General features: G+C 71.8%; 26 protein-coding genes. 8 read left to right on the top strand and 18 right to left on the bottom strand.

The annotated features are described in order from the left end of the window. Positions 1-688: 688 nt before the first annotated feature. Positions 689-2,395, bottom strand: a complete 1,707-nt coding sequence (locus tag GFH48_RS16860) for a glycerol-3-phosphate dehydrogenase/oxidase (RefSeq protein ID WP_153289073.1) — start codon at positions 2,393-2,395, stop codon at positions 689-691. A 261-nt stretch (positions 2,396-2,656) separates the two neighbouring features. On the opposite strand from GFH48_RS16860, the gene GFH48_RS16865 reads away from it, so the two are divergent. Both GFH48_RS16865 and GFH48_RS16870 read left to right on the top strand, forming a co-directional pair. Next, positions 2,657-3,865, top strand: coding sequence for a nucleotide sugar dehydrogenase (locus GFH48_RS16865; protein ID WP_153289074.1), 1,209 nt, complete (start codon positions 2,657-2,659; stop codon positions 3,863-3,865). Between the two features lie 122 nt (positions 3,866-3,987). Continuing rightward, on the top strand, positions 3,988-4,566 hold the full coding sequence (locus tag GFH48_RS16870) for a hypothetical protein (RefSeq protein ID WP_153289075.1): 579 nt from the start codon (positions 3,988-3,990) through the stop codon (positions 4,564-4,566). A 366-nt stretch (positions 4,567-4,932) separates the two neighbouring features. On the opposite strand, the gene GFH48_RS16875 is transcribed toward GFH48_RS16870, so the two are convergent. From GFH48_RS16875 to GFH48_RS16890, 4 genes are all read right to left on the bottom strand, one after another. Continuing rightward, positions 4,933-6,057 (bottom strand): GuaB3 family IMP dehydrogenase-related protein, encoded by a 1,125-nt coding sequence (locus tag GFH48_RS16875; RefSeq protein ID WP_153289076.1) that lies wholly within the window; start codon positions 6,055-6,057, stop codon positions 4,933-4,935. A 139-nt stretch (positions 6,058-6,196) separates the two neighbouring features. Beyond that, positions 6,197-7,705: an IMP dehydrogenase gene (guaB, locus tag GFH48_RS16880; RefSeq protein ID WP_153289077.1), complete on the bottom strand. Its 1,509-nt coding sequence runs from the start codon at positions 7,703-7,705 to the stop codon at positions 6,197-6,199. A 519-nt stretch (positions 7,706-8,224) separates the two neighbouring features. Further along, on the bottom strand, positions 8,225-8,800 hold the full coding sequence (locus GFH48_RS16885) for a sigma-70 family RNA polymerase sigma factor (RefSeq protein WP_148010063.1): 576 nt from the start codon (positions 8,798-8,800) through the stop codon (positions 8,225-8,227). Positions 8,801-9,056: 256 nt separating this feature from the next. Beyond that, a complete protein-coding gene (locus GFH48_RS16890) occupies positions 9,057-9,668 on the bottom strand; it encodes a response regulator transcription factor (RefSeq protein WP_003948568.1) in 612 nt (203 codons plus the stop codon). Between the two features lie 390 nt (positions 9,669-10,058). On the opposite strand from GFH48_RS16890, the gene GFH48_RS16895 reads away from it, so the two are divergent. Next, a complete protein-coding gene (locus GFH48_RS16895) occupies positions 10,059-10,388 on the top strand; it encodes a WhiB family transcriptional regulator (protein ID WP_153289078.1) in 330 nt (109 codons plus the stop codon). A gap of 141 nt (positions 10,389-10,529) precedes the next feature. Here GFH48_RS16895 and GFH48_RS16900 read toward each other — a convergent pair whose 3' ends face one another. After that, positions 10,530-11,426, bottom strand: a complete 897-nt coding sequence (locus tag GFH48_RS16900; protein WP_153289079.1) for a LysR family transcriptional regulator — start codon at positions 11,424-11,426, stop codon at positions 10,530-10,532. Positions 11,427-11,670: 244 nt separating this feature from the next. Between GFH48_RS16900 and GFH48_RS16905 the strand changes: the two genes are divergently transcribed. Together GFH48_RS16905 and GFH48_RS16910 are read left to right on the top strand one after the other, a co-directional pair. Further along, complete coding sequence (locus tag GFH48_RS16905) at positions 11,671-12,408, top strand: MOSC domain-containing protein (protein ID WP_153289080.1); 738 nt, start codon at positions 11,671-11,673, stop codon at positions 12,406-12,408. Positions 12,409-12,470: 62 nt separating this feature from the next. After that, entirely contained in the window at positions 12,471-13,244 is a 774-nt protein-coding gene (locus GFH48_RS16910) for an SDR family NAD(P)-dependent oxidoreductase (RefSeq protein WP_153289081.1), read from the top strand. 236 nt (positions 13,245-13,480) lie between these two features. Here the strand turns inward: GFH48_RS16910 and groL are convergent, their stop codons facing one another. The 4 genes from groL to GFH48_RS16930 all read right to left on the bottom strand — a co-directional run bounded on the left by groL (position 13,481) and on the right by GFH48_RS16930 (position 16,985). Continuing rightward, positions 13,481-15,109 carry a chaperonin GroEL gene (gene groL / locus GFH48_RS16915; RefSeq protein WP_153289082.1) on the bottom strand — a complete coding sequence of 543 codons (1,629 nt, stop codon included), beginning with the start codon at positions 15,107-15,109 and terminating at the stop codon, positions 13,481-13,483. A gap of 114 nt (positions 15,110-15,223) precedes the next feature. Then, the gene (gene groES, locus GFH48_RS16920) at positions 15,224-15,532 is read right to left on the bottom strand and encodes a co-chaperone GroES (protein WP_060901476.1); all 309 of its coding nucleotides are present in this window, start codon (positions 15,530-15,532) and stop codon (positions 15,224-15,226) included. A gap of 329 nt (positions 15,533-15,861) precedes the next feature. Further along, on the bottom strand, positions 15,862-16,671 hold the full coding sequence (locus GFH48_RS16925) for a polysaccharide deacetylase family protein (RefSeq protein WP_407698643.1): 810 nt from the start codon (positions 16,669-16,671) through the stop codon (positions 15,862-15,864). After that, positions 16,668-16,985 carry a hypothetical protein gene (locus tag GFH48_RS16930; RefSeq protein WP_153289083.1) on the bottom strand — a complete coding sequence of 106 codons (318 nt, stop codon included), beginning with the start codon at positions 16,983-16,985 and terminating at the stop codon, positions 16,668-16,670. Before GFH48_RS16930 ends, GFH48_RS16925 begins: the two co-directional genes overlap by 4 nt. Before the next feature lie 100 nt (positions 16,986-17,085). On the opposite strand from GFH48_RS16930, the gene GFH48_RS16935 reads away from it, so the two are divergent. Continuing rightward, positions 17,086-18,273, top strand: coding sequence for a class I SAM-dependent methyltransferase (locus GFH48_RS16935; RefSeq protein ID WP_228120639.1), 1,188 nt, complete (start codon positions 17,086-17,088; stop codon positions 18,271-18,273). Between the two features lie 53 nt (positions 18,274-18,326). On the opposite strand, the gene GFH48_RS16940 is transcribed toward GFH48_RS16935, so the two are convergent. Both GFH48_RS16940 and GFH48_RS16945 read right to left on the bottom strand, forming a co-directional pair. Next, on the bottom strand, positions 18,327-19,595 hold the full coding sequence (locus tag GFH48_RS16940) for an RNA polymerase sigma factor (protein WP_153289085.1): 1,269 nt from the start codon (positions 19,593-19,595) through the stop codon (positions 18,327-18,329). A gap of 45 nt (positions 19,596-19,640) precedes the next feature. Then, entirely contained in the window at positions 19,641-19,997 is a 357-nt protein-coding gene (locus tag GFH48_RS16945) for a YciI family protein (protein ID WP_153289086.1), read from the bottom strand. 261 nt (positions 19,998-20,258) lie between these two features. On the opposite strand from GFH48_RS16945, the gene GFH48_RS16950 reads away from it, so the two are divergent. Beyond that, positions 20,259-20,846, top strand: a complete 588-nt coding sequence (locus GFH48_RS16950; protein ID WP_153289087.1) for a class I SAM-dependent methyltransferase — start codon at positions 20,259-20,261, stop codon at positions 20,844-20,846. Here GFH48_RS16950 and GFH48_RS16955 read toward each other — a convergent pair. The 5 genes from GFH48_RS16955 to tsaB all read right to left on the bottom strand — a co-directional run bounded on the left by GFH48_RS16955 (position 20,839) and on the right by tsaB (position 24,617). Beyond that, positions 20,839-21,825: an LCP family protein gene (locus GFH48_RS16955; protein ID WP_153292956.1), complete on the bottom strand. Its 987-nt coding sequence runs from the start codon at positions 21,823-21,825 to the stop codon at positions 20,839-20,841. The two genes, GFH48_RS16950 and GFH48_RS16955, sit on opposite strands and share 8 nt — an antisense overlap. Before the next feature lie 294 nt (positions 21,826-22,119). Continuing rightward, on the bottom strand, positions 22,120-22,383 hold the full coding sequence (locus tag GFH48_RS16960; protein WP_153289088.1) for a hypothetical protein: 264 nt from the start codon (positions 22,381-22,383) through the stop codon (positions 22,120-22,122). Further along, positions 22,380-23,477 (bottom strand): tRNA (adenosine(37)-N6)-threonylcarbamoyltransferase complex transferase subunit TsaD, encoded by a 1,098-nt coding sequence (gene tsaD, locus GFH48_RS16965; RefSeq protein ID WP_153289089.1) that lies wholly within the window; start codon positions 23,475-23,477, stop codon positions 22,380-22,382. The genes GFH48_RS16960 and tsaD overlap by 4 nt, the downstream gene beginning before the upstream one ends. Then, positions 23,470-23,952: a ribosomal protein S18-alanine N-acetyltransferase gene (rimI, locus tag GFH48_RS16970; RefSeq protein WP_153292957.1), complete on the bottom strand. Its 483-nt coding sequence runs from the start codon at positions 23,950-23,952 to the stop codon at positions 23,470-23,472. Before rimI ends, tsaD begins: the two co-directional genes overlap by 8 nt. A 17-nt stretch (positions 23,953-23,969) precedes the next feature. Continuing rightward, on the bottom strand, positions 23,970-24,617 hold the full coding sequence (gene tsaB, locus GFH48_RS16975) for a tRNA (adenosine(37)-N6)-threonylcarbamoyltransferase complex dimerization subunit type 1 TsaB (RefSeq protein ID WP_153289090.1): 648 nt from the start codon (positions 24,615-24,617) through the stop codon (positions 23,970-23,972). 132 nt (positions 24,618-24,749) lie between these two features. On the opposite strand from tsaB, the gene GFH48_RS16980 reads away from it, so the two are divergent. Further along, positions 24,750-25,304, top strand: a complete 555-nt coding sequence (locus GFH48_RS16980; RefSeq protein ID WP_153289091.1) for a hypothetical protein — start codon at positions 24,750-24,752, stop codon at positions 25,302-25,304. Positions 25,305-25,647: 343 nt separating this feature from the next. Here GFH48_RS16980 and GFH48_RS16985 read toward each other — a convergent pair whose 3' ends face one another. After that, positions 25,648-25,836, bottom strand: coding sequence for a hypothetical protein (locus GFH48_RS16985; RefSeq protein WP_153289092.1), 189 nt, complete (start codon positions 25,834-25,836; stop codon positions 25,648-25,650). Between the last annotated feature and the right edge of the window lie 113 nt (positions 25,837-25,949).

The following is a 25,949-nucleotide window of genomic DNA, read 5'->3' on the forward strand; positions in this document are numbered from 1 at the left end:
ATGGACGGCACGAAGGAGGGACCGCCGGTGCCATCGCGCCGGACACCTCGGACACTCCTGGTCATACCACTGTCCCTGACGCTCGTGGTACTGGCCTCGGTCGGCCTGTCCGGCCTGAATCCGCCCCTCTCCCGGTCTTCCCTCTCCCCGCCTTCGGCGGACTCCCGGCCTCCGAAAACGCCCCGTCCGGGGGTGCCGGGAACATGTCCGCCGCCCTCGACGACGGACTCGCCGTCACCCGCCCCGCGAAGCCGAACGCCTCGCGGACCCCCGGGTCTTCGACGCCGGTCACCTCCCGCCCCCTCCGCTCCGTCGCACCCGCCGACTCGTCAACCTCCGTCTCCCCGACCACCGGTGCCGCCCTCGCCCGTCTCGTCACCGGCCGCCGCCCTGCTCCCCTCCAACGGCACCGGCTCGCGCTCCGCGGCCGCCGGCCGGGCAATCGCCCGTACCGACCGCTTCCGCGCGGACCGCGTCACCAGGGCGTCCATCGCGACCGTGGTGCTTCAACTGGCCGCCGGGCAGCGGCTGTCACCGTCCGGCTCCCTCGACGCCCATCTTCCGACCCGGTCTCGAACCCGCCCCGCCCCGAACCGAGTTCTGCCCCCGCACCTGGTGGAACGGAGCGGACCCGGGCAGAGATCCCGGATCACTACACCCGTTCGAGTGATGTGCCGGGAACCGCAGGTCAGAGGGGCACGATGTCCGGGGCCCCGAGCCGCGCCGCGTCGGCCGTCAGGTCGTCCGGCTGGCGCTGGGACTCCCGCTCGGCCTCGACCCGCTTCTCGTAGTGCTCCACCTCGCGCTCGATCTGGTCCTTGTCCCAGCCGAGGACCGGCGCCATCAACTCGGCGGCCTCGCGGGCGCTGCGCGTACCGCGGTCGAAGGTCTCTATCGAGATGCGGGTCCGCCGGGTCAGCACGTCGTCCAGGTGCCGGGCGCCCTCGTGCGAGGCCGCGTAGACGATCTCGGCCTTGAGATAGTCCTCCGCCGCCGGCAGCGGCTCACCCAGCGCCGGGTCGGTGGCGATGAGGTCCATGACCTCCTCGGCGAGCACGCCGTAGCGGTTCAACAGGTGTTCCACGCGCACCACATGGAGCCCGGTGCGCTGCGCGATGCGCGCCCGCGCGTTCCACAGCGCCCGGTACCCCTCGGCGCCCAGCAGCGGGGTGTCCTCGGTGACGCACTCGGCGACGCGCTGGTCGAGTCCGTGCACCGCCTCGTCGACCGCGTCCTTCGCCATCACCCGGTAGGTCGTGTACTTGCCGCCCGCGACGACCACGAGTCCCGGCACCGGATGGGCCACGGTGTGCTCGCGCGACAGCTTGCTGGTGGCGTCCGACTCACCGGCGAGCAGCGGCCGCAGTCCCGCGTACACCCCCTGGACGTCGTCGCGGGTCAGCGGTACCGAGAGCACCGAGTTCACGTGCTCCAGCAGATAGTCGATGTCCGCGCTGGACGCCGCCGGGTGGGCCTTGTCGAGGTCCCAGTCGGTGTCCGTGGTGCCGATGATCCAGTGCCGCCCCCAGGGGATGACGAAGAGGACGGACTTCTCGGTGCGCAGGATCAGGCCGGTCGAGGAGTGGATCCGGTCCTTGGGGACGACCAGGTGGATGCCCTTGGAGGCCCGTACGTGGAACTGGCCCCTCTCGCCGACCATGGCCTGGGTGTCGTCGGTCCACACTCCCGTGGCGTTGACGACCTGCTTGGCGTGGATCTCGTACTCCCCGCCGCCCTCGACGTCCCGCACCCGGGCGCCGACCACGCGCTCGCCCTCGCGCAGGAAGCCGGTCACGCGGGCGCGGTTGGCGACCTTCGCCCCGTACGCCGCCGCCGTGCGCACCAGGGTCGCCACATAGCGGGCGTCGTCCATCTGCGCGTCGTAGTACTGCAGCGCGCCCACCAGCGCGTCCTTCTTCAACGCGGGGGCGACACGCAGCGCCTTGCCGCGGCTCAGATGGCGGTGGGTGGGCAGTCCGCGTCCGTGGCCGCTCGTCATCGACATGGCGTCGTAGAGGGCGACGCCCGATCCCGCGTACAGCCGCTCCCAGCCCTTGTGCTGGAGGGGGTAGAGGAAGGGCACGGGCTTCACCAGGTGCGGTGCGAGCCGCTCCAGCAGGAGCCCGCGCTCCTTCAGGGCTTCGCGCACCAGGGCGAAGTCGAGCATCTCCAGGTAGCGCAGACCGCCGTGGATCAGCTTGCTGGACCTGCTCGACGTGCCCGACGCCCAGTCACGGGCCTCGACCAGCCCCGTGGACAGCCCGCGTGTCACGGCGTCGAGCGCGGTGCCCGCACCGACCACGCCCGCGCCCACGACCAGCACGTCCAGCTCGCGCTCGGCCATTCCCGCCAGGGACTCGACACGCTCCGCCGGCCCCAGTCTCGCTGTCCTCACCGCTGCCTCCCGCTGTCTGTCGCGCTGGCCGCACCTGTCCGGCGACGCCCTGCTCACATGCCCCCTGCCCAAAGTCTGACCGTCTTGCCCTTCTTCGGCCACCACGCACCCCCAGCCTGTGGACAACACTCGCGGAAACTCGCCCGACCAATCCCACAAATCGGTCATATTTACTCCTAGTCTGACATTGCGCTCGTCCATCCTGTCCACAGGACTTGCGCACCTGTCCCGCTTCGGTTACTGGGAAGGACGGCCCACGCCATGCCCGCAGATCTCGCCGTCATCGGACTCGGTCATCTCGGCCTGCCCCTGGCCCAGGCCGCCGTCGCCGCCGGCGTCTCCACACTCGGCTACAAGACCGGGCCGGAAGGCGGCTCACTCACCCCCGCCGAACTGCGCCGGATGCTCTCGGGGGGCTTCCGGCCGACCACCGACGCGGCCGAACTCGGCCGTGTCCGCACCGCCGTCATCTGCGCCCCGACCCCACCGGGACCCGACGGCGCGCACGACCTGGCCCAGGTGGCCTCCGCCGCCCGCACCCTGGCCGCGCACCTGCGGCCGCACACCACGGTGATCCTGGAGTCGCCGGTGCACCCCGGGACCACGGACGACTTCCTGCTCCCCCTCCTCGAAGACGGCTCGGGGCTGCGCGCGGGACGCGACTTCCACCTCGCGTACTCGCCCAGCCGGGTCGACCCCGGCAACCGTGACTTCGGCCCGGCGAACACCCCCAAGATCATCGGCGGCCTCACTCCGGCCTGCACCGAGTCGGCCGCCGCCTTCTACGGCCGCCTCACGGACAAGGTCGTCCGCGCGCGGGGACCACGCGAGGCGGAGACCGTGCAGCTTCTGGAGACCAACTACCGGCACGTGAACATCGCCCTGGTCAACGAGATGGCCGTGCTCTGCCACGACCTGGGCGTCGACCTGTGGGACGTCATCCGCTGCGCCGAGACCAAGCCGTTCGGCTTCCAGGCGTTCCGGCCGGGCCCCGGCGTCGGCGGGCACGGCATCCCCCAGGACCTGACCGGCCGCGCGCCCCGCTCCCTGCGCATGGTCGAACTGGCCCAGCAGGTCAACAGCCACATGCCGCAGTACGTCATCCAGCGCGCCGCCGCCCTCCTCAACGAGCACGGCAAATCGGCCCGTGCCGCACGCGTGCTCCTGCTCGGGGTCACCTACAAGGCCGATCTCGCGGACCAACAGGGCACGCCCGCCCACGAGATCGCCCTGCGCCTGATGGAACTCGGCGCGTCCGTCAGTTACCACGACCCGCTCGTCCCCGCCTGGAGCGTCCTCGGCCACCCCGTCCCCCGCGCCGACTCGCTCTACGAGGCCGCCGCCGACGCCGACCTCACGATCCTGCTCCAGCAGCACCGGACGTACGACCTCCAGGGCCTGTCCGTGAAGGCCCAGCTCCTCCTGGACACGCGCGGTGCGACTCCCACGGGGGCGGCGCACCGACTCTGACCCGGCCGAAATCCCCGACGAGATGTCAGTGCCCCCTGTTAATGTGCGTCAGCTCTCGCACACACGTACGCCCGCGTCCCGGGCGCTCTCAGGTGTGCGCTCACGTCCCCGGGGGGAACCACATGAGTCAGCCGACACCGCCGCCCGTCCCACCGGCCGGCAACCCGTACGCGGGCGAGCCCGCCGACCGGCCGCCCGTCCCGCAGCAGGGCGTCCCGCAGCAAGATGCCCCGGCCGCCCCGCAGGGCGCGCCCCAGCCGGGCTTCCCTGTCGCACCCTTCGCCCCGGCCGCCCCGGCGCGCGGCAACTTCGCGCTCGGTCTCGCCGCCGCCCTCGGTGCCGGCCTGGTCTCCGCCGTCCTGTACGGCATCGTCATCGGCCTGACCAAGCACGAGATCGGCTATGCCGCCGTCGGTGTCGGCTTCCTCGTCGGCATCGCCGCGGGCCGCGCCGGCGGCCGCAGCCAGAGCCTGCCGGTCGCCGGAGTGATCTTCTCCGTCGCCGCGATCTATCTCGGCCAGCTGATCGGCGAGGCCATGATCATCGCCAAACAGGTCGGCGTCGGCTTCAACGAGGTCTTCTTCGACCACCTCGGCTTCGTCCAGGACTCCTGGAAGGCCGACGCGGACCCGCTGACCTTCGTCTTCTTCGCGGTCGCGGCGTACGTGGCGTTCCAGTCCGCCCGCAAGGCCGGACTCTGACACTGCCCGTCCGCCTCTTCCCGATGCCGCCGGGCCTGCCGTCCGCGCCGCGCGGGGAGGGCCTGGACGGCCTTCGGCGCCCGGGGCGCCACCACGGCGGCGCGGGCCTCCCAGCGACTCGGCCACGGCCCGCGCGCCGCCGCGGCCGACGGCCTCACACCCCCGGGCGACTGGGTCACCGCCTCCGGTTTCTGGGCGTCCCGAGCCGTCACCGGTCCCGCCGGCACGGTCTGGTCCCCGTGGGCGTCGCCGAGCTGCCGTCAGCCGGCTGACGCACCGGTCTGTACGGGTGAAGGGGCCGTCCACCAGCTGGTGGACGGCCCCTTCACCCGTACAGACCGGTGCGGGCCCGGCGGGCCCGCCCGGCTACCGCTTGTGCTGCGAGTCCGCGACCGTCACCTCGACGCGCTGGAACTCCTTGAGCTCGCTGTAGCCGGTGGTGGCCATGGCACGGCGCAGGGCACCGAAGATGTTCATGGAGCCGTCCGGGATGTGCGACGGGCCGGTGAGGATCTCCTCGATGGTGCCGACGGTGCCGAGGTCGACCTTCTTGCCGCGCGGCAGCTCCTCGTTGACCGCCTCCATGCCCCAGTGGTGGCCCTTGCCGGGCGCGTCCGTGGCACGGGCGAGCGGGGAGCCCATCATCACCGAGTCGGCGCCGCACGCGATGGCCTTGGGGAGGTCGCCGGACCAGCCGACGCCGCCGTCGGCGATCACGTGCACGTACCGGCCGCCGGACTCGTCCATGTAGTCGCGGCGGGCCGCGGCCACGTCGGCGACGGCGGTGGCCATCGGGACCTGGATGCCCAGCACGTTGCGCGTGGTGTGCGCCGCGCCGCCGCCGAAGCCCACCAGGACACCCGCCGCGCCGGTGCGCATCAGGTGCAGGGCCGCGGTGTACGTGGCGCAGCCGCCGACGATGACGGGGACATCCAGCTCGTAGATGAACTGCTTGAGGTTCAGCGGCTCGGCGGCGCCCGAGACGTGCTCCGCCGACACGGTCGTACCGCGGATGACGAAGATGTCCACACCCGCGTCGACGACGGCCTTGGAGAACTGCGCCGTGCGCTGCGGGGACAGCGCGGCGGCGGTGACGACTCCCGAGTCGCGCACCTCCTTGATGCGCTGCCCGATCAGCTCCTCCTTGATGGGAGCCGCGTAGATCTCCTGCAGACGACGGGTCGCGGTCTCCGCGTCCAGCGCGGCGATCTCGTCGAGCAGCGGCTGCGGGTCCTCGTACCTCGTCCACAGGCCTTCGAGGTTGAGGACGCCCAGGCCGCCCAGCTCGCCGATACGGATCGCGGTGGCCGGGGAGACGACCGAGTCCATCGGGGCGGCCAGGAACGGCAGCTCGAAGCGGTAGGCGTCGATCTGCCAGGCGATCGAGACCTCCTTCGGGTCCCGCGTACGGCGGCTCGGGACGACGGCGATGTCGTCGAAGGCGTACGCCCGCCGGCCGCGCTTGCCGCGCCCGATCTCGATCTCAGTCACGTGTGTGGCCTTTCCCTCTTCGGTTCTGCGCCTTCCAGTATCCCCGACGCCTACGACGAGAGCGGTCCCGGAACCTCCGGGACCGCCCTTGTTCGGGCTTCACGCACGCGTGGAGCTCTGTACGGCTGCTTGGTGACCGCTACTTGTTGCGGCTGTAGTTCGGTGCCTCGACCGTCATCTGGATGTCGTGCGGGTGGCTCTCCTTGAGGCCCGCCGAGGTGATCCGGACGAACCGGCCGTTGTCCTGGAGCTCGGGAACCGTACGTCCGCCGACGTAGAACATCGACTGGCGCAGACCGCCGACCAGCTGGTGCACGACCGCGGACAGCGGACCGCGGTAGGGCACCTGGCCCTCGATGCCCTCGGGCACCAGCTTCTCGTCGGAGGCGACGCCCTCCTGGAAGTAGCGGTCCTTGGAGAAGGAACGCTGCTCACCACGGGACTGCATGGCACCCAGGGAGCCCATGCCGCGGTACGACTTGAACTGCTTGCCGTTGATGAAGAGCAGCTCGCCCGGGGACTCCTCGCAGCCCGCCAGGAGCGAACCCAGCATCACCGTGTCGGCGCCGGCGACCAGGGCCTTGGCGATGTCGCCGGAGTACTGCAGGCCGCCGTCGCCGATGACCGGCACACCGGCCGCCTTGGCGGCGAGGGAGGCTTCGTAGATGGCGGTGACCTGCGGTACGCCGATGCCGGCGACCACGCGGGTCGTGCAGATGGAGCCGGGGCCGACACCGACCTTGATGCCGTCGACGCCCGCGTCGATGAGGGCCTGCGCGCCGTCACGGGTGGCGATGTTGCCGCCGATGACGTCGACGCCCGCGGAGTTCGACTTGATCTTGGCGACCATGTCGCCGACCAGGCGGGAGTGGCCGTGCGCGGTGTCGACGACGATGAAGTCGACGCCCGCCTCGATGAGGGCCTGGGCGCGCTCGAAAGCGTCCCCGGCCACACCGACGGCCGCGCCGACCAGCAGGCGCCCCTCGGCGTCCTTCGCGGCGTTCGGGTACTTCTCGGCCTTCACGAAGTCCTTGACCGTGATGAGGCCCTTGAGAACACCCGCGTCGTCGACCAGCGGAAGCTTCTCGATCTTGTGGCGGCGCAGCAGCTCCATGGCGTCGGAGCCGGAGATGCCGACCTTGCCGGTGACCAGCGGCATCGGCGTCATGACCTCGCGCACCTGGCGCGAACGGTCGGTCTCGAAGGCCATGTCGCGGTTGGTGACGATGCCGAGGAGCTTGCCGCCGCCGTCGGTCACCGGCACGCCGGAGATGCGGAACTTGGCGCAGATCGCGTCGGCCTCGCCGAGCGTCGCGTCCGGGTGGACCGTGATCGGGTCGGTCACCATGCCGGACTCGGAGCGCTTCACCAGGTCGACCTGGTTGGCCTGGTCCTCGATGGACAGGTTGCGGTGCAGCACGCCGACACCGCCCTGGCGGGCCATCGCGATGGCCATGCGGGACTCGGTCACCTTGTCCATGGCCGCGGAGAGCAGCGGGATGTTGACCCGCACGTTCTTCGAGATGTGCGAGGCGGTGTCGATCTCGTCGGGCGCCATGTCCGACGCGCCCGGCAGCAGCAGCACGTCGTCGTAGGTCAGCCCGAGTGTCGCGAATTTGGCGGGCACTCCGTCGACGTTGGCAGTCATGACACCTTCCCCAAATGGCCTTGATCGGTGCGGATGTCCATGCTAACGGGAAGCAAGGGTCTCCCATTCCACGGTTCGGATCGCCCTCGGGCTTCGTAGGTTCGTACGGGTGGCGGGCCGGGACCGTTCATCCGCCGGTCCGGCAGCCTGGTCCCCGGGGTCCGGCTCCCCGGCGCCGCGGTGCCGCGGGGCTCCCGGACGGGGTTTCTCCCGACGATTGCGGACCCCACCGTGTCCGTTCTCACCTTTGCGGCAAGAAACCGGCACCGGCCGAACGGCACAGCGGCAGCGGCAGCGGCACAGCTGAACACCGGGCACCACACGGCGTGACACCGCGCGCGACGCGACACCGCACCGGCGCGACACCGGGCTCGGCTCGGCGCGACATCGACGTGACGGAGCCCCGACGCGGCGGAACGTCACGGAGCGCCCGTTCGCAGCCGCGCTCCGGCCCGCACCTCCGCGCCTTCGGCCGCCCTCGCGCGCGCCGGCACACGGCGCACCCTCCGGCGACCGTGTCTACTGCTCCGCCAGCGCCCGCAGCCGGCTCAGCGCCCGGTGCTGAGCCACCCGGACCGCTCCCGGGGACATCCCCAGCATCTGGCCCGTCTCCTCGGCCGTGAGGCCCACCGCGATACGCAGCAGAAGCAGCTCGCGCTGGTTCTCGGGGAGGTTGGCCATCAGTTTCTTGGCCCATTCGGCGTCGCTGCTGAGCAGCGCGCGCTCCTCGGGACCGAGGGAGTCGTCGGGGCGCTCGGGCATCTCGTCCGAGGGAACCGCCGTCGACCCGGGATGACGCATCGCGGCGCGCTGCAGGTCAGCGACCTTGTGCGCGGCGATGGCGAAGACGAAGGCTTCGAAGGGCCGCCCGGTGTCCTTGTAACGCGGCAGGGCGAGGAGCACCGCGACGCAGACCTCCTGCGCCAGGTCCTCCACGAAGTGCCGCGCGTCGCCCGGCAGCCGGGACAGACGCGTGCGGCAGTAGCGCAATGCCAGAGGATGAACATGAGCGAGCAGGTCGTGTGTGGCCTGCTCGTCGCCGTCGACCGCGCGATGGACGAGCGCACCGATCACCGTCGTCTCGTCGTCACGCATCGGTCCATGGTGCCTTGGCGTCGTTCTGTCCGTGGCACCGCGTCCGTAGTTGTGCACCGAAGCGTTATGAGCAGGTGCGCCGGAACTCATCTCCTGCGCCCTCCCCTTCCGCTCGACCGACTCGTCCCCGAGGAACTCCACACCTCAAGGATGCGGCATCGGCGGCGAAACGAGCAGCGGGCACCCGGCGCGCCCCCTTGTCGGCCCCGCCCGCCACACGGCAGGCGGGGTGCGTCGTACCCCCGGGACGGCTCACCTAGCGGACCAGACCCCACCGGAAACCGAGCGCCACGGCGTGCGCGCGGTCCGAGGCGCCGAGCTTCTTGAAGAGCCGCCGGGCGTGCGTCTTCACGGTGTCCTCGGAGAGGAACAGCTCGCGGCCGATCTCCGCGTTGGAGCGGCCGTGACTCATGCCTTCGAGCACCTGGATCTCACGCGCGGTGAGCGTGGGCGCGGCACCCATCTCGGCCGAGCGCAGTCTGCGCGGGGCGAGCCGCCAGGTCGGGTCGGCGAGCGCCTGGGTCACGGTCGCGCGCAGCTCCGCCCGGGAGGCGTCCTTGTGCAGATAGCCGCGGGCCCCGGCGGCGACGGCGAGCGCCACACCGTCCAGGTCCTCGGCCACGGTGAGCATGATGATGCGCGCACCGGGGTCGGCGGACAGCAGCCGCCGAACGGTCTCGACGCCGCCCAGACCGGGCATGCGTACGTCCATCAGAATCAGGTCCGAACGGTCGGCGCCCCATCGGCGGAGCACCTCTTCTCCGTTGGCCGCAGTCGTCACGCGCTCGACGCCGGGCACGGTCGCCACCGCACGGCGGAGCGCCTCTCGGGCAAGCGGGGAGTCGTCGCAGACGAGGACGGATGTCATGGCCGCCCTCCGCAGCTGATGCGCGTCACCTTGAGCCTCCAGGCTGGTACGAATCGTCACCTGTGCGGTCGACACTCGCCGACGGAAACTGCCGTCTGCCCGAGCGCTTGTTCCTTCAACCGCCTCGTCACTCTCAACGATGGTCACTCGAAAGAGTTACGGGGCAGCCGGTCATCTTCGGCACTCTACGTGAGGGCACGGACACGGTGCAGACATGCGCAACGGACCCTCAATCTTTCAACACAACCTATGCCCCATTCAGCCTGTTTTCTTCCCATTTACTGGTGTCTGCGGCTAGATTCGCAATGAGTCATATTTTCATCTCCTTAGATCGTAGATGTACGGTCGGTGGGCACAGAGCATCCCAGAACGGCAACAAGGGGACACGCAATGGCAGATTTCTCCCGCCTTCCCGGTCCGAACGCGGATCTCTGGGACTGGCAGCTCCTCGCGGCATGCCGTGGGGTCGACAGCTCGCTCTTCTTCCATCCGGAGGGCGAGCGCGGTGCGGCACGGAGCGCTCGCGAGAACTCGGCCAAAGAGGTCTGTATGCGATGCCCGGTACGCGCTCAGTGCGCCGCTCACGCGCTGGCGGTGCGCGAGCCGTACGGGGTGTGGGGCGGCCTGACCGAGGACGAGCGCGAAGAACTCATGGGACGGGCACGGAATCGCCTGGTGACGGCGTCGGCCACCGGGAGCGGCTCCGCTTCGAACACTTGAAGGAACGTTTCTGCATTGATGAGTCCGCAGCCGGGCGCACAGGCGTGCCTCTGACTCGGGCGCGCGTTGGCATGCCCTCGAACGGGCGCGCGCACGCGCGTCCCTGACGTGTGCGCGGCCGCCTGTGGCCCTCCGCCGCCGTCAGCGGGCCGCGGCCCGGGCCAACTGGTCCAGCGTCGCCGCCACCGCCGGTACCTGGGCGAGGTCCGGCAGCGTCAGCGCGACGATCTCCCGCCGTACCGCCGGCTCCACGGTCACGGCGCAGGCGCCCTTGGGGCGTACGGACTCGATCGCGAGCTCCGGCAGCACCGCGACGCCGAGACCCGCGCCGACCAGCCCGACCACCGCGGGATAGTCGTCGGTGGCGAAGTCGATGCGGGGCACGAAGCCCTCGCGGCGGCAGACCTCCACGAGTTGACCCCGGCACCGCGGGCAGCCCGCGATCCACGGCTCCCCGGCGAGTTCGCCTATCGTGACCGACCCCGCGCGGGCGAGCCGGTGCCCCTCCGGGACCAGCCCGACCAGCCGGTCGCGCAGCAGCGGCCGTACGACCAGGTCGTCCCACTCCTCGACGCCCGCCGCCCCCTCGTAGCGGAACGCGAGCGCGATGTCGCAGTCGCCGTCGCGCAGCTTGTCGACGGACTCGGGCGGCTCGGCCTCCTCCAGGGAGACCCGGGTGCCGGGATGCGCGGCGCGCAGGGCGGCCAGGGCCGTGGGGACGAGGGTCGAACTGCCGCTGGGGAAGGAGACGAGCCGGACCCGGCCCGCGCGCAGGCCCGCGATCGCGGCGACCTCCTCCTCGGCGGCGGTCAGCCCCGCGATGATGCCGGCGGCGTGCCGGGCCAGCGCCTCGCCCGCCTGGGTCAGGCGCATCTCACGGCCCGTGCGGATCAGCAGCGGCGTGCCGACGGACGATTCGAGCGCCTTCATCTGCTGACTGACGGCCGGCTGGGTGCAGCCCAGTTCGCGTCCCGCCGCGGAGAAGGAACCGGTGGCGGCGACGGCGCGCAGTACACGGAGATGACGAGCCTCGATCACCGTTCGAGCATAAGCGCTACTTGGGTACGGTGGCGAATATCGCGTCGGTGCTTTGGCCCGCATCGCCCCGGGGCCGTCCCCTGATCCCCGGTGGACCGGCGGCGCGGTGCCGGGCGGGGTGCGCCGCGAGGCGGAGGCTTCCCCTCGTACGCGGCGTGTCCGGTCGATCCGACGACGCGGCGAGGTGCTGTGACGGTCGTCGCGCGCACGCCGGGGATCACCGGACAGCCCTTAGCGTGCTGTCATGCAGCTTCTGTCTCTGAACGTGGGCCGTCCGCTCGCCGTCCCTCACACGGACCCGGCCGTGGGGGTGACCGGTATCGACAAGCGGCCGGTGGCCGGGCCGGTGCGGGTGACGGCGCCCGGCCCCAAGGGGGTCGGTGCGAGCGGTCTGGCCGGGGACACCGTGTGCGACCTGCGCCACCACGGCGGGGACGACCAGGCGGTCTACGCGGTCGCCCGCGAGGATCTCGACGACTGGGAGCGCGAGCTCGGCCGGCCGCTGGTGAACGGCGCCTTCGGCGAGAACCTCACGACGCGGGGGCTCGACGTGTCCGGCGCGCGGATCGGTGAGCGCTGGCGCGTCGGTTCCGAGCTGGTCCTGGAGGTCACCTCCGGACGCATCCCCTGCCGTACGTTCCAGGAGCACCTCGGGGAGCGGGGCTGGGTGAAGCGTTTCACCCGCAAGGCCGCGCCCGGCGCGTATCTGCGGGTGATCGAGCCGGGCGAGATCCGCGCGGGCGACCCGATCGAGGTCGTGCACCGGCCTGAGCACGAGGTGACGGTCGCGGTCGAGTTCCGCGCCATGACGACCGAACGCGAGCTGTTGCCAAGGCTGTTGGCCGCGGGCCCGGCGCTGCATCCGGAGGCGTCGGCGGCGGCCGAGAAGTACGTGGCGCGACAGGGCGGACAGTTGTCGGCACAGCACGCGGGGGGCGCGGCCGGCGACAACGTCGGCACCGCGGGCGCGGGACGCGTGTAACGGCACCGGGGACCTGACGGCGGGGGGCGCGGCGCACCTGGTCAGGTCACTAGCCTTGGGCCATGACAACGGCTCTGATTACGGGATCGACCGCGGGCATCGGCGCCGCCTTCGCGCGCCGCCTCGCGGCTGACGGCCACAACCTCGTGCTGGTGGCGCGCGACACCGAGCGGCTGGCCGAACAGGCGACGGAACTGCACGACCGGCACGGCATCGAGGCGGAGGTGCTGACGGCGGACCTGGCGACGGACGACGGCATCGAGACGGTGGCCAGGCGCCTGAGCGACCGCAGGAACCCGGTCGACCTGCTGATCAACAACGCCGGGTTCGGCAACAAGGGCCGCTATCTGGAAGTGTCGATGGCCGACGAGCTGACCATGCTCAAGGTGCACTGCGAGGCGGTGCTGCGGCTGACGTCGGCCGCGACCGCGGCCATGCGCGAGCGCGGCCGGGGCGGGGTCGTCAATGTGGCGTCGGTGGCCGCGTTCGTCCCGCGGGGTACGTACGGGGCGTCCAAGGCGTGGGTCGTGCAGTTCACGCAGGGCGCGGCGAAGGACCTGGCGGGCAGCGGCGTACGGCTGATGGCGCTGGCCCCGGGCTTCGTGCGCACCGAGTTCCACCAGCGCGCCGGGATGGGCACGGACAACATCCCGAACTGGATGTGGCTCGACGCGGACAAGCTGGTCGCGGCGGCACTCGCGGACCTGGCCCGCGGCAAGACGCTGTCGATCCCCGACCCGCGGTACAAGGCGCTCATGGGTGTGGTGAAGGTGGCGCCGCGCGGGCTGCTGGGCGGGATCACGTCGAAGACGGGGCGCAAGTACGGGCCGCAGTAGAACGGCACGCGGCGACAGAGCCGGCCGAGCGGCAGAACCGCACGACGGCAGAACGGCAGAACGGCAGAACGGCACGGCGGCAGGGCACTGGAGCGGCACGGCGGCGGGGCGGGGGCAGCGGTACGGGCCCGCCGCGGCGCCCGCAGTACTGAGGCCCAGCGTCCCCGGGGGGAGCTGGGCCTCAGTACTGCCTGTCGATGCGGACGTCTACCGGTGCGGACGTCCCACGACGTGTCTCAGTGGGAGTGCCCGTGGCCGTGGCCGTGGCCCGCGTCGGCCTCTTCCTCGGCCGGCTTCTCGACGACCAGGGTCTCGGTCGTGAGGAGCAGGGAGGCGATGGAGGCGGCGTTCTCCAGAGCGGAGCGGGTGACCTTGACCGGGTCGATGACACCGGACTTGACCAGGTCGCCGTACTCGCCGGTCGCGGCGTTGAAGCCCTGGCCCTTGTCGAGCTCGGCGACCTTGGAGGTGATGACGTAGCCCTCCAGGCCGGCGTTCTCGGCGATCCAGCGCAGCGGCTCGACGGCGGCGCGGCGGACGACCGCGACACCCGTGGCCTCGTCGCCGGTCTTGCCGAGGTTGCCCTCGAGGACCTTCACGGCGTGGACGAGCGCGGAGCCACCACCGGAGACGATGCCCTCCTCGACCGCGGCGCGGGTCGCGGAGATGGCGTCCTCCAGACGGTGCTTCTTCTCCTTGAGCTCCACCTCGGTGGCGGCGCCGACCTTGATCACGCACACGCCGCCGGCCAGCTTCGCGAGGCGCTCCTGGAGCTTCTCGCGGTCCCAGTCGGAGTCCGTGTTCTCGATCTCGGCCTTGATCTGGTTGACGCGGCCCACGACGGCGTCGTGGTCGCCGCCACCGTCGACGACGGTGGTGTCGTCCTTGGTGACCGTCACGCGGCGGGCGGTGCCCAGCACGTCCAGACCGACCTGGTCGAGCTTGAGGCCGACCTCCTCGGCGATGACCTGACCGCCGGTGAGGGTGGCGAGGTCGCCCAGCATGGCCTTGCGGCGGTCACCGAAGCCGGGGGCCTTCACGGCGACGGCGTTGAACGTGCCGCGGATCTTGTTGACGACCAGGGTCGACAGCGCCTCGCCGTCGACGTCCTCGGCGATGATCAGCAGCGGCTTGGAGGCGTTGGCCTGGATGACCTTCTCCAGCAGCGGCAGCAGGTCCTGGATGGAGGAGATCTTGCCCTGGTGGATGAGGATGTACGGGTCCTCGAGGACGGCCTCCATGCGCTCCTGGTCCGTCACGAAGTACGGCGACAGGTAGCCCTTGTCGAAGGCCATGCCCTCGGTGAAGTCCAGCTCCAGACCGAAGGTGTTGGACTCCTCGACGGTGATGACACCGTCCTTGCCGACCTTGTCCATCGCCTCGGCGATGAGCTCGCCGACCTGGCTGTCCTGCGCGGACAGGGCGGCGACGGCGGCGATGTCGGACTTCTCGTCGATCGGTCGGGCGGTCGCGAGGAGCTCCTCGCACACGGCCTTGACCGCGGCGTCGATGCCCTTCTTGAGCAGCGCCGGGGAAGCACCCGCGGCGACGTTCTTCAGGCCCTCGCGGACGAGCGCCTGGGCCAGCACGGTGGCGGTGGTCGTACCGTCACCCGCGATGTCGTTGGTCTTGGTCGCCACCTCCTTCACCAGCTGGGCGCCGAGGTTCTCGTACGGGTCGTCGAGCTCGACCTCGCGGGCGATGGTGACGCCGTCGTTGGTGATGGTGGGGGCGCCGAACTTCTTGTCGATGACGACGTTGCGGCCCTTGGGGCCGATCGTCACCTTGACGGTGTCGGCAAGCTTGTTGACGCCGCGCTCAAGGGCGCGACGGGCGTCCTCGTCGAACTTCAGGATCTTCGCCATGGGAGCGGTTCAGCCCTCTCGGAAAACGTGGGTGAAAACGAACCGCGCCCCCAGCGCCCGGCTTCATAAGGTCGCGGGGGCCAGGGGCGCAGTTCACTGCAGAACTGTGGTGAATTACTTCTCGATGATCGCGAGCACGTCGCGGGCCGAGAGGACGAGGTACTCCTCGCCGTTGTACTTCACCTCGGTGCCGCCGTACTTGCTGTACAGCACGATGTCGCCGGTGCTGACGTCGAGCGGCAGGCGCTCGCCGTTCTCGAAGCGGCCCGGGCCCACGGCGAGGACGACGCCCTCCTGGGGCTTCTCCTTCGCGGTGTCCGGGATGACCAGGCCAGAGGCCGTGGTCTGTTCGGCGTCCAGCGGCTGGACCACGACACGGTCCTCGAGCGGCTTGATGGCAACCTTGGAGCTGGTGGTCGTCACGATCCGACCTCCCCCTTCGGAGATCTCACGGGGTTAACTGTCTGAGGTGGCGACCAGGTCGATCCGTCGTCGCGGGTGCCGGACCTGCCCGTCGCTATTGGCACTCTCCAGTGGGGAGTGCCAGGCCTGACACTATGACCGCGATTAGCACTCGGTCAAGCGGAGTGCCAAAGGCCGTCGGCGTGGCGTGGGGTTCGGGTCGGCGTTCGCCGGTGTCGGCGCGCCGCAGGAAGCTCCGCCCGCGGACCCCGTTCCGGCCCGAACGGCCTCGTCCCCGAGCGCCGGACGGGCCGGAGGCGGTGGTCCGGGCCGGGGCGTCGGGGCGTGGGTCAGAGGTAGTTCTCCAGGCGCGCCGGGGTGAAGCCCTCCGCCTGGATGCGGCGCAGGAGTCTGGTGGTCGCCGCGGTGAGGTTCGGCTCCTCGAAGCCGGACAGGATGTCGCCGGGGCGCAGCCGGTGGGAGTCGGCCTCCCTGCCCAGGACGACGGCCGTGACCCCGCAGTCGGCGGCGGCGCGCAGGGTGGTGGTGTCGTAGGTGCCGTAGGGGGGCCGGAAGAGCCGGGGGCGGATGCCGAAGCGGGCCTTGAGCTTCTCCTGCTGGCCGCAGATCTCGGCCCGCTGGCCCGCGTACGGCAGTCCGCGCAGCGAGGCGTGGTCGAGGGTGTGGTTCTGCACGCTGGCGCCGACCTCCCGCAGCCGCGCGAAGTGCCCGTAGCCGGGCCCGACGACACTGTCCGTGAGGAACATGCTGACGGGCAGCCTGAGTTCGCGGACCATGTCGACGAAGCGCGGATCGCGCTCGGCGCCGTCGTCGTACGTCAGGAAGACCACCTTGTCGTGGGTGGGCACACGGCCGACGACCGGGACCAGTCCCGTCCGGTCGCGGCGGACGCCGCTGCGGGCGGGCGGGCGCGGTGCCGGCGCGAGCGGGGCGGACAGCCCCCAGCGCCGGTACGTCGCCGCCGCCGGGCCGTGCGGGCGGGTCCTGCGCACCTCCTGCGCGGCCTTCTTGCCCAGGCGCTCGATCGGGTCGACGGACTGCGCGCAGCCGGCCAGCAGGACGGTGGCGAGCACCGCGGCCAGCGCGGCGCCCGCCCACGCGCGCGTCCGGGTGCCCGCGGCGGGCGAACCACCTCTCACAGGTGGTCCCCCAGCCGCGCGACCGCGTAGCCCTCGCCCGTGACCTCGTCCAGGAACCGGCGGATCATGTCCGGCATGGCGGCCCGCCGGTCCTTCGTGCCCCGCAGGCGGATGAGGAGCCTGGTGGCGTACGAGCCGAGGGGGCCGGCCGCGGGCGCGTGCGGCCCCTGCTGCCGGCCGGGCGCGGGCCTCACCTCCGCGGACCCGCCGCCGGCACGGCCGGACACGAGTCCGATGACGGTGAGGGCGGTGATCCCGCTCAGGGCAACCGTCCCCTTCGCGTCATTTTTATCGGCTTGTCGTACTGATCGCATGGTGTCGGATACTCCCAGGCCACGGCCCGTGCGCGGCCCCGACACCGCGACCGGACGCGCACCGTCCACCGACTGGCCCACACTGACCGACAATGGGCCGGTGAACGACGTCTCCTTCGCCTCCCTGCTCACCCCCGAGGGCCACGCGCTGCTCGACGAGGTGCGCGGCACCGAACCGGCCCAGGAACTGGCCGTCGCCACCCGGTTGCGCCGCACCCATCCGGCCGAGCTGGTCTCGGCGGCGCTCGGGCAGGCGCGGCTGCGCCGGCGGGCGGCGGCGAAGTTCGGCACCGAGGACGCGGAGCGGATGTTCTTCACTCCGAACGGGGTCGAGCAGTCCACCCGCACGACGGTCGCCGCACACCGAGCGGAGCGTCTGCGTGCCCTCGGTGTGCGCTCGGTCGCCGACCTCTGTTCCGGCATCGGCGGCGACGCGATCGCGCTGGCCCGCGCCGGGATACGCGTCCTCGCCGTCGACCGGGACCCCCTGACGGCGGCCGCCGCCCGCGCGAACGCCGACGCGCTCGGACTCTCCGGTCTGATCGAGGTGCGCGAGGCCGATGTCACGGAGATCGACACGGCCCCGTACGACGCCGTCTTCGTGGACCCGGCACGGCGGGGCGGCAGGGCGGGCGGAAGGATCTTCGACCCCGAGGCGTACTCACCGCCGCTCTCCTGGGCGGTCGGGGCCGCCCGGAAAGCGGCCGTCGCCGCGCTGAAGATCGCTCCGGGCATCCCGCACGAGACGGTCCCCGCCGAGGCGGAGGCCGAGTGGATCTCGGACGGCGGGGACGTGAAGGAGGCCGTGCTGTGGTTCGGCACGGAGCCGGGTCTGGTGCGGGCCACCCTGCTGCCCGGCCCGCGCGTCCTGCGCGGCCGCGGTCTGCCCGATCCCCCGGTGCGGCCGGTGGGGCGCTATCTCTACGAGCCCGACGGCGCCGTGATCCGCGCCCATCTGGTCGCCGAGGCGGCCGCGGAACTCGACGGCGGGCTCCTCGACGAGACCATCGCGTACATCACGGCGGACTCGCTGCGCCCGACCCCGTACGCCACCGCGTACGAGATCACCGACCGGCTTCCCTTCAACGTGAAGAAGCTGCGGGCACTGCTGAGGGAGCGGGAGGTCGGGGTGCTGACGGTGAAGAAGCGCGGCTCGGCGGTCGAGCCGGAGGAACTGCGCAGGAAGGTCAAACCACAGGGTCCGCACGCGGCCACCGTCTTTCTGACCAGGGTCGCGGGAGCGCCCACGATGCTGATCGGCCACCCGGCCCCGCGGCACCCCGCCTGACGGCACCGCACGCGTCCGACGGCACCACACACGCCTGACGGCACCGCGGGCGTCTAACGGCACTCTTCCGCGCGCGCCCGGAGCAGGTCCCGCTCGCGTTCGTTGCGGGCCAGGTCCGCGGCCCGTTCGAACTCCGCCCGCGCCTCCCGCGTACGCCCGAGCCGGGCCAGCAGGTCCCCGCGGACGCTGGGCAGCAGGTGGTAGTCGCGCAGGGCGGGTTCGGCCGCGAGCGTGTCCACGATGGCCAGGGCGGGGCCCGGACCGTCCGTCATCGACACGGCGACGGCGCGGTTGAGTTCGACGACGGGCGACGGGGAGCGTGCCGCGAGGAGCCCGTACAGGGTGGCGATCTGCCGCCAGTCCGTGTCCTCGTACGTGTACGCCTGGGCGTGGCTGGCGGCGATGGCCGCCTGGAGGGCGTACGGGCCCGGGGCGCCGGTGCTGACGGCGTTGGCGCGGGCCAGGGCGGCGAAACCGCGGCGGATCAGCAGGCGGTTCCAGCGGCGGCGGTTCTGGTCCCGGAGGAGGACCGGCACGCCCGAGGGGCCGGTGCGGGCGGCCGCGCGGGACTCCTGGAGCTCCAGCAGCGCGACGAGCCCGTGCACCTCGGGCTCCTTGGGCATCAGCTCGGCGAGGACGCGGCCCAGCCGGAGCGCTTCCTCGCACAGCGCGGGGCGCAGCAGGTCGTCGCCCGCCGTGGCCGCGTACCCCTCGTTGAAGACGAGGTAGATGACCTCCAGGACCGAGCCGAGCCTGGCCTCGCGGTCCGGGCCGTAGGGGACCTCGAAGGGGACCCCCTTCGTCGCCAGCGTCCGTTTGGCGCGCACGATGCGCTGGGCGATCGTCGGCTCCGGCGCGAGGAAGGCGCGGGCGATCTCCGGCGTGGTCAGTCCGCCGAGCAGGCGCAGCGTGAGGGCGATGCGGGCCTCCGCCGACAGCACGGGATGGCAGGCGGTGAACACGAGCCGGAGCAGGTCGTCGTCGATGTCGTCGGGGTCGGAGGGTTCCTCGAAGGGGACGGTCGTCTCCAGATCGCGCCCGATCTCCTCCAGTTTGCGCGCGTATCGCTCGCGGCGGCGTACGAGGTCGATCGCGCGGTGCTTGGCCGTGGCCATGAGCCAGGCGCCGGGGTTGTCCGGGACCCCGTCACGCGGCCACTGCTCCAGCGCCGCGACCAGGGCGTCCTGGGCCAGTTCCTCGGCGATGCCGACGTCCCGGACGACTCGGGTGACGCCGGCGATGATCCGGGGCGACTCGATCCGGAAGATCGTCTCCACGATCCCGTCGGCGCCGGACGGGGTGACGGCGGGCTGGTGTTCCACAGCCCACCATCAGACACCAGCGGACCGGCCGGGCCAAGCCGCCGCTCAGCCCTCGGCGATCTCCCGCACCTCGCAGGTCACCGTCCAGTGCTCCTCGTGCGTCTTCAGGAACCGCTTGGTCCACTCGATCGCCTCGGCCATGTCCTTGCACTGCATGAGCGCGTAGCCGCCGACGACCTCCTTGGACTCGGTGAAGGGCCCGTCGGTGACGGACAGCTGTCCGCCCTCCCAGTGCACCCGCCTGCCCTGCGCGGACGGCGTCAGTCCGGCGGTGTCGAGCATGACCCCCGCCTTGGTGATCTCCTCGATCAGCTCGCCCATCCGCTGCATCAGCTCGGGGCTCGGGCCCTCGGCGGGGGCGTTGTTCTCGTCGATACGGACCAGGGACAGGTAGCGGGGCATCGTGGCTCCTTCGGTGCGGAGGGCGGGGCTTCTCCTCGCCTCTCACCCCTGCGTCGATCGGGCGGCGGCGGTTTCGACACGGTCCCCGGAATTCCTCGAAGATTCTTTCGGAGTGCCGCCGGACGGCTTCCCGAAGGCTTCCCGGGCGGCCGGCGGACGACTGAACGACGGTCGGCGGACAGCGGACAGCCGGAGGACGGCCGAAGGGCAGCTGTCCGGGGAGCACTACCGCCCCTGGGGGCGGTGTGCGAGGTTTCCCGTATGCCCTTCGACCACAACGACCACTACCACCGGCTCCTGCTGCGGAAACTGCCCACGCACGGGCGGACCGCGCTGGACGTCGGCTGCGGCACCGGCCGCTTCGCGCGGCGGCTCGCCGCGCGCGGCTACACGGTGGACGCCGTCGACCCGTCCGCGAAGGTGATCGCCGAGGCCGAACGGATCGGCGGCGGGCCCCGGTTCCGGCGGACGGACGCCGCCTCCGCGGCGCTGCCGAAGGCGCACTACGACGTCATCACCTGCCTCGCGAGCCTGCATCACATGCCCTTCCGCACGGTGACCAGGTTCCGCGACGCGCTGGCGCCCGGCGGGACGCTGCTGGTGCTGGGCTGCTACGCGGGACACACCTGGTGGGATCTCGCGGCGGTGCCCGCCAACGCGGTGGCACGGGCCGGGGTGTCGGCGGGCGAACGGCTGCGCGGGAGCGGGCCCACGGTGGTCCCGGCCCCGGTGCGCGCGCCGCGGATGTCGCTGACCGCCGTCCGTGGCGAGGCGAGCCGTCTGCTGCCGGGCGCCCGCGTCCGGCAGCTTCTCTACTGGCGTTATCTGCTGACGTACAGGGTCACTTGAGCAACGCCCACAGCTCGCCCGCCGCCGGCTCGCGCGCCACCACCCGGTTGGCGTCCGAGGGAGCCGTCACCACCGGCATCATGACCGTCCTGACGTGGTCGGCGGACAGGGACCTGAGGCTCTGGCCGAGCTTCGTCAGTTCACCGAGGGAGTCGAGGCCGGTGTCCGTGGTGAGGCTGCCGGTGACCGCGTCGGCGACCTGGTAGAGCTTGGCGGGGCTGGTCAGCAGGGACGTCGAGGAGATCTGTTCCAGCAGCGCCTTGACCAGCTTCTGCTGGAGCCCGATGCGGCCGAGGTCGCTGCCGTCGCCTATGCCGTGCCGGGTACGGGCCAGGGCCAGGGCGTGGGTGCCGTCCAGGAGATGGGTGCCGGCCTTCAGGTGCAGATGGCTCTGGTCGTCGTCGATGTCCTCGTCCGTGGTCACCGTGACCCCGCCGACCGCGTTCACCAGTTTCGCGAAGCCCGAGAAGTCGATCTCCAGGTAGTGGTCCATGCGGACACCCGTCAGGGACTCGACGGTCTTCACGGCGCAGACCGGCCCGCCGAGCGAGTACGCGCTGTTGAACATCGTGCCGTACGCCACCGAGCTGGTCCCGCCGGACGGGGTCGGGCAGGACGGACGGGTCACCAGGGTGTCCCGGGGGATGCTCACCACGGTCGCCTCGGCGCGGCCCTCGTCGATGTGGACGACCATCGCCGTGTCCGAACGGGCACCCGTGCTGTCGCCGCCGCCGAGTGCGGCGTTCGCCTTCCCGCTGCGCGAGTCGGAGCCGAGGACCAGGATGTTCAGGGACCCGCTCGGCAGCGGGGAGGCGGAGGCGGACGGGGTCGCCACGGGCTTCGGGGGGCGGTCGTCGCCGAGCGCGCCGTTGATGTCGACGCTCTTGATGTTGTGGTTCAGGTGCCAGTAGACCCAGCCCGCCCCCACCGCGGAGAGCACGAGGACGCCGGCGAGCGCTACACCCGCGGCCTTCAGCAGCCCCCGCCGACGGCCACCGGGTCCCGGGGCCCCCTCGTTCTCGTCCCTCTGCCCGTCTGCTCCGATCACGGTGTAGAACGTAAGTCCGAATTGTTACGAGCGGAAACACCTGTTCGCGTTTTTTTCGGAAAATCTCACTTTTCTCAGGCCGTACTCACCTCGGTACCGGCCCTCTCCCCCGTGGTGCGCACGGCCGGCCGCGGCGCCGTCCCGTCGTCCGCCACAGGAGCACCATCCGCCTCAGGAGCACCGCCCGTCCCAGCGCCGGTCGACGGCGCGGGAAGCGCGGGGCGGTCAGAGCCCGCCGACCGACTCGAACCGCCACCGGTGCACCGTCCGGGTCACCAACTCGCCGTCCGGTTCGGGCAGTTCCGGGAGCTCGGCGTCGTAGGCCGCGTTCCACCAGGTGATGACGAGGACCCGGTCCTGAGGTGCCCGCAGGATCTCGCCGCGCAGCGGCCGGTCCGGCAGCTCCCGTTCCCGCTCGCGCACCCAGGCGAGCAGCTCGTCGCCCCGCCCGTCGACCGCCCGCGCCTCCCACATCAGCGCGACGCTCACGAGTAGAGGTTCTCCTTGCTGACCTCGTGCACGTGATCGTGCGTGTGCGAGCGGCCCGGCACGTGCGGGTCGGTCACCGGGAGGGACGAGTCCGCGGAGAGGTCCCAGTCGGAGGCCGCGCGCCCCCGCGCGACCATCTCCGCGCCCAGCGCCGCGACCATCGCCCCGTTGTCCGTGCACAGCTTCGGCCGGGGCACCCGCAGCCGGATCCCGGCGGCCTCGCAGCGCTCCTGGGCCAGGGCGCGCAGCCGGGAGTTCGCCGCCACACCGCCGCCGATCATCAGATGGTCGACGCCCTCGTCCTTGCAGGCCCGTACGGCCTTGCGGGTCAGGACGTCCACCACCGCCTCCTGGAAGGACGCGGACACGTCGCGCACGGGCACCTCCTCACCCGCCGCCCGCTTCGCCTCGATCCAGCGGGCCACGGCGGTCTTCAGGCCGGAGAACGAGAAGTCGTACGCCGGGTCGCGCGGCCCGGTGAGCCCGCGCGGGAAGGCGATGGCCCTCGGGTCGCCCTCCTTGGCGTACCGGTCGATGACCGGACCGCCGGGGAAGCCGAGGTTCAGCACACGTGCGATCTTGTCGAAGGCCTCGCCCGCCGCGTCGTCGATGGTCGCGCCCAGCGGACGGACGTCCGAGGTGATGTCGGTGGACAGGAGCAGTGACGAGTGGCCGCCCGAGACCAGCAGCGCCATCGTCGGCTCCGGCAGCGCGCCGTGCTCCAGCTGGTCCACGCAGATGTGCGAGGCGAGGTGGTTGACGCCGTACAGCGGCTTGCCCAGGGCGTAGGCGTACGCCTTCGCCGCCGAGACCCCGACGAGCAGCGCGCCGGCGAGTCCGGGGCCGGCGGTCACCGCGATCCCGTCGAGGTCACGGGCGCTCACCCCCGCGTCCTTCAGGGCGCGTTCGATGGTCGGCACCATCGCCTCCAGGTGCGCGCGGGAGGCGACCTCCGGCACGACCCCGCCGAAGCGGGCGTGCTCGTCGACGCTGGAGGCGATGGCGTCCGCGAGCAGCGTGGTGCCGCGGACGATGCCGACGCCGGTCTCGTCGCAGGAGGTCTCGATGCCGAGGACGAGCGGTTCGTCAGCCATTGATCTCGGTTCCTTGTACGCCGTTTACTGAGGTGGAAGGGTCGTTGAGGCGCATCACCAGGGCGTCGACGTTCCCCGGCTGGTAGTAGCCGCGCCGGAAGCCGATGGGTTCGAAGCCGAAGCGCTCGTACAGCTTCTGCGCCCGTACGTTGTCGACGCGGCACTCGAGCATCACCTCCGCGCACTCGAACGCGGTCGCCGCCCGCAACAGCTCGGCCAGCAGCCGCGCGCCGAGGCCGGTGCCCCACTGGTCACGGCGGACGGCGATCGTCTGCACGTCGCCGAGGTCACCGGCGGCGGCGAGCCCCGCGTACCCGACGAGCCGGTCGCCGTCGAGGGCGACCACGTACCGGCGCGTCGCCTCCGACCCGCGGGCGTGGGCCAGTTCGGACCAGAACATCCCCCGCGACCAGGCGTCCTCGGGGAAGAGGTCCTTCTCCAGCTCCAGGACGGGATCGATGTCCCACCAGCGCATCTCGCGCAGCACGGCGGTCACTTGGGGGTGACCACCTTGTAGTTCTTGGGCACCTGGGCGTCCGGGCGGCGCAGATACAGCGGCCGGGCCGGCTCCAGTTCCTCACCCGCGGCCAGCCGTTCGGCCGCCAGGGACGCGAGGGCGGCCGCCGACACGTGCTCGGGCGCGCGGGCGTCCGGGAAGGTGTCCGGATAGAGCAGGGCGCCCGCGCCGACGGCGGGCAGGCCGTCCAGCGCGAGGTCGCCGGGCCGGTCGACGGCGGGCTCGGAGACGCGGGTGCGCGAGTCGGTGTACCGGGCCCAGTACACCTCCTTGCGCCGCGCGTCCGTCGCGACGACGAAGGGGCCGTCGATGTCGGCGGCGTAGGCGAGCCCGTCGAGGGTGCACAGGCCGTGCACCGGGACGCCGAGCGCGAGACCGAAGGTGTCGGCGGTCATGAGGCCGACGCGCAGCCCCGTGTACGGGCCGGGGCCGACGCCGACGACGATGCCGGTGACGGCGTCGAGCCGCAGGCCGGCCTCGGTGAGCACACGGTCGACAGCCGGCAGCAGCAGCTCTCCGTGCCGGCGCGCGTCCACCTGGCTCGACGAGGCGATGACGGACGTGCCGTCGTGCAGGGCGACGGTCACGGCGGGGGTGGCGGTATCCAGAGCGAGCAAGAGCACGCAAACAGCGTACGGCGCCCGGGGGGTGTCCGGCGGCCCGGAGCACGGCCGCCATGGTCCGCCGGACCCGTGCTGCTACCGTCACCACACAGGACATACAGGACGCGATCAAGGTACGAGAGGCGGCACAGGGTGGCCAGCAGCAGCTCGGGATTCGTGGCCGGGCTGACCGCCGCGGCCGTCGCCGTGGTCGGCTTCCTCGCCTACCAGGCGTCGGCGAACGCGCCGGACCAGCTGGCCGGGCCCCGCGTGGGCGCGTCCACCGACCTCTCCACCACGAAGGCGCCCCGGGACCGGAAGAACCCGGCGGCGCTGCCCGGCGACTCGGGCGACGGCGAGCGGGTCGTCTACTCGATCGACGACGACCGCGTGTGGCTGGTCGGGGACGACGACAGGACCCAGCGCACCTTCGCGGTCACGCCCGGCACGGTGGACCCGGTCGTGGGTACGTACGACGTCACCTCACGCGGCCGGATCGTCACCGGATCGGACGGCGCGCAGATCGAGCACGTCGTGCGGTTCACCGTGGTCGACGGCATCGTGATCGGCTTCAGCGCGGCGCGGGACGGCTCCACGTCCGCCCCCGACCCCGGGAAGAAACTCGGCGGCATCCGGGAGTCACGCGCCGACGGCGACGCCATGTGGACCTTCGCGACCGTCGGCGTCAAGGTCGTCGTCATCCAGTGACCACCCCGCCCGACGCCCGACGACCACTCGGGCCGACTCCCTCACACGGGCCGGCCGACACCTGACGCGGTCCGGCCGACACCGAGCGATCCCCCGCGCGACGGCAACGCCCGCGCACGAGGCCCGACTCGCCGCACCTGCCCCGCCGCCCCGGCAGGAGCGCCCCTCAGGGACGCGGGGAACTGCGCGCCCGGCCACACCCCACCCGCACCGGAAGAACCCACGGAACCCACCCGGGCCTCACGGAACCAAGGGATTCAACGGACCCGAGGGAATCAAGAAGACCTACGGAACCGAGGAAACCCACCCCGGGACCGACTCCCACCGCCGCCCCGGCGAAGCCCTACGCCGCGTCGCGGGACCGCTCGTCCCCCCGACCGGCCTCCGACAACGGCGCCCGAGGCGCCCGCGGCGGCCTCGACACGGCCTCGGCCGCGGCGCACGACGCCAGCAGATCCCGCATCGACACCCCGGCCACCGCTCGCGGCTGCTGCGTCGGCAGGTCGCGCACGTCACGTTCTGATGCCGACATGGACGCCTCCTGGGCCTCGGGGGGCTAGCGTGGTTAGGTACACCTAACTACGGCCTGATCTCCATGTGACCACGGCCGGGACGCCGAACGCAACATCTTGCCGACGACTTGTC

Origin of the sequence: Streptomyces fagopyri (assembly GCF_009498275.1) — a bacterium.
Taxonomy (GTDB): domain Bacteria; phylum Actinomycetota; class Actinomycetes; order Streptomycetales; family Streptomycetaceae; genus Streptomyces; species Streptomyces fagopyri.

Bases quoted from the DNA above. Each gene is read 5' to 3' on its own strand.
- GFH48_RS16865 (WP_153289074.1), top strand. From the start codon at position 2,657: ATGCCCGCAGATCTCGCCGTCATCGGACTCGGTCATCTCGGCCTGCCC.
- GFH48_RS16870 (WP_153289075.1), top strand. From the start codon at position 3,988: ATGAGTCAGCCGACACCGCCGCCCGTCCCACCGGCCGGCAACCCGTAC.
- guaB (WP_153289077.1), bottom strand. From the start codon at position 7,705: ATGACTGCCAACGTCGACGGAGTGCCCGCCAAATTCGCGACACTCGGG.
- GFH48_RS16885 (WP_148010063.1), bottom strand. From the start codon at position 8,800: ATGCGTGACGACGAGACGACGGTGATCGGTGCGCTCGTCCATCGCGCG.
- GFH48_RS16890 (WP_003948568.1), bottom strand. From the start codon at position 9,668: ATGACATCCGTCCTCGTCTGCGACGACTCCCCGCTTGCCCGAGAGGCG.
- GFH48_RS16895 (WP_153289078.1), top strand. From the start codon at position 10,059: ATGGCAGATTTCTCCCGCCTTCCCGGTCCGAACGCGGATCTCTGGGAC.
- GFH48_RS16905 (WP_153289080.1), top strand. From the start codon at position 11,671: ATGCAGCTTCTGTCTCTGAACGTGGGCCGTCCGCTCGCCGTCCCTCAC.
- GFH48_RS16910 (WP_153289081.1), top strand. From the start codon at position 12,471: ATGACAACGGCTCTGATTACGGGATCGACCGCGGGCATCGGCGCCGCC.
- groL (WP_153289082.1), bottom strand. From the start codon at position 15,109: ATGGCGAAGATCCTGAAGTTCGACGAGGACGCCCGTCGCGCCCTTGAG.
- GFH48_RS16930 (WP_153289083.1), bottom strand. From the start codon at position 16,985: ATGCGATCAGTACGACAAGCCGATAAAAATGACGCGAAGGGGACGGTT.
- GFH48_RS16945 (WP_153289086.1), bottom strand. From the start codon at position 19,997: ATGCCCCGCTACCTGTCCCTGGTCCGTATCGACGAGAACAACGCCCCC.
- GFH48_RS16950 (WP_153289087.1), top strand. From the start codon at position 20,259: ATGCCCTTCGACCACAACGACCACTACCACCGGCTCCTGCTGCGGAAA.
- tsaD (WP_153289089.1), bottom strand. From the start codon at position 23,477: ATGGCTGACGAACCGCTCGTCCTCGGCATCGAGACCTCCTGCGACGAG.
- rimI (WP_153292957.1), bottom strand. From the start codon at position 23,952: ATGCGCTGGTGGGACATCGATCCCGTCCTGGAGCTGGAGAAGGACCTC.
- GFH48_RS16985 (WP_153289092.1), bottom strand. From the start codon at position 25,836: ATGTCGGCATCAGAACGTGACGTGCGCGACCTGCCGACGCAGCAGCCG.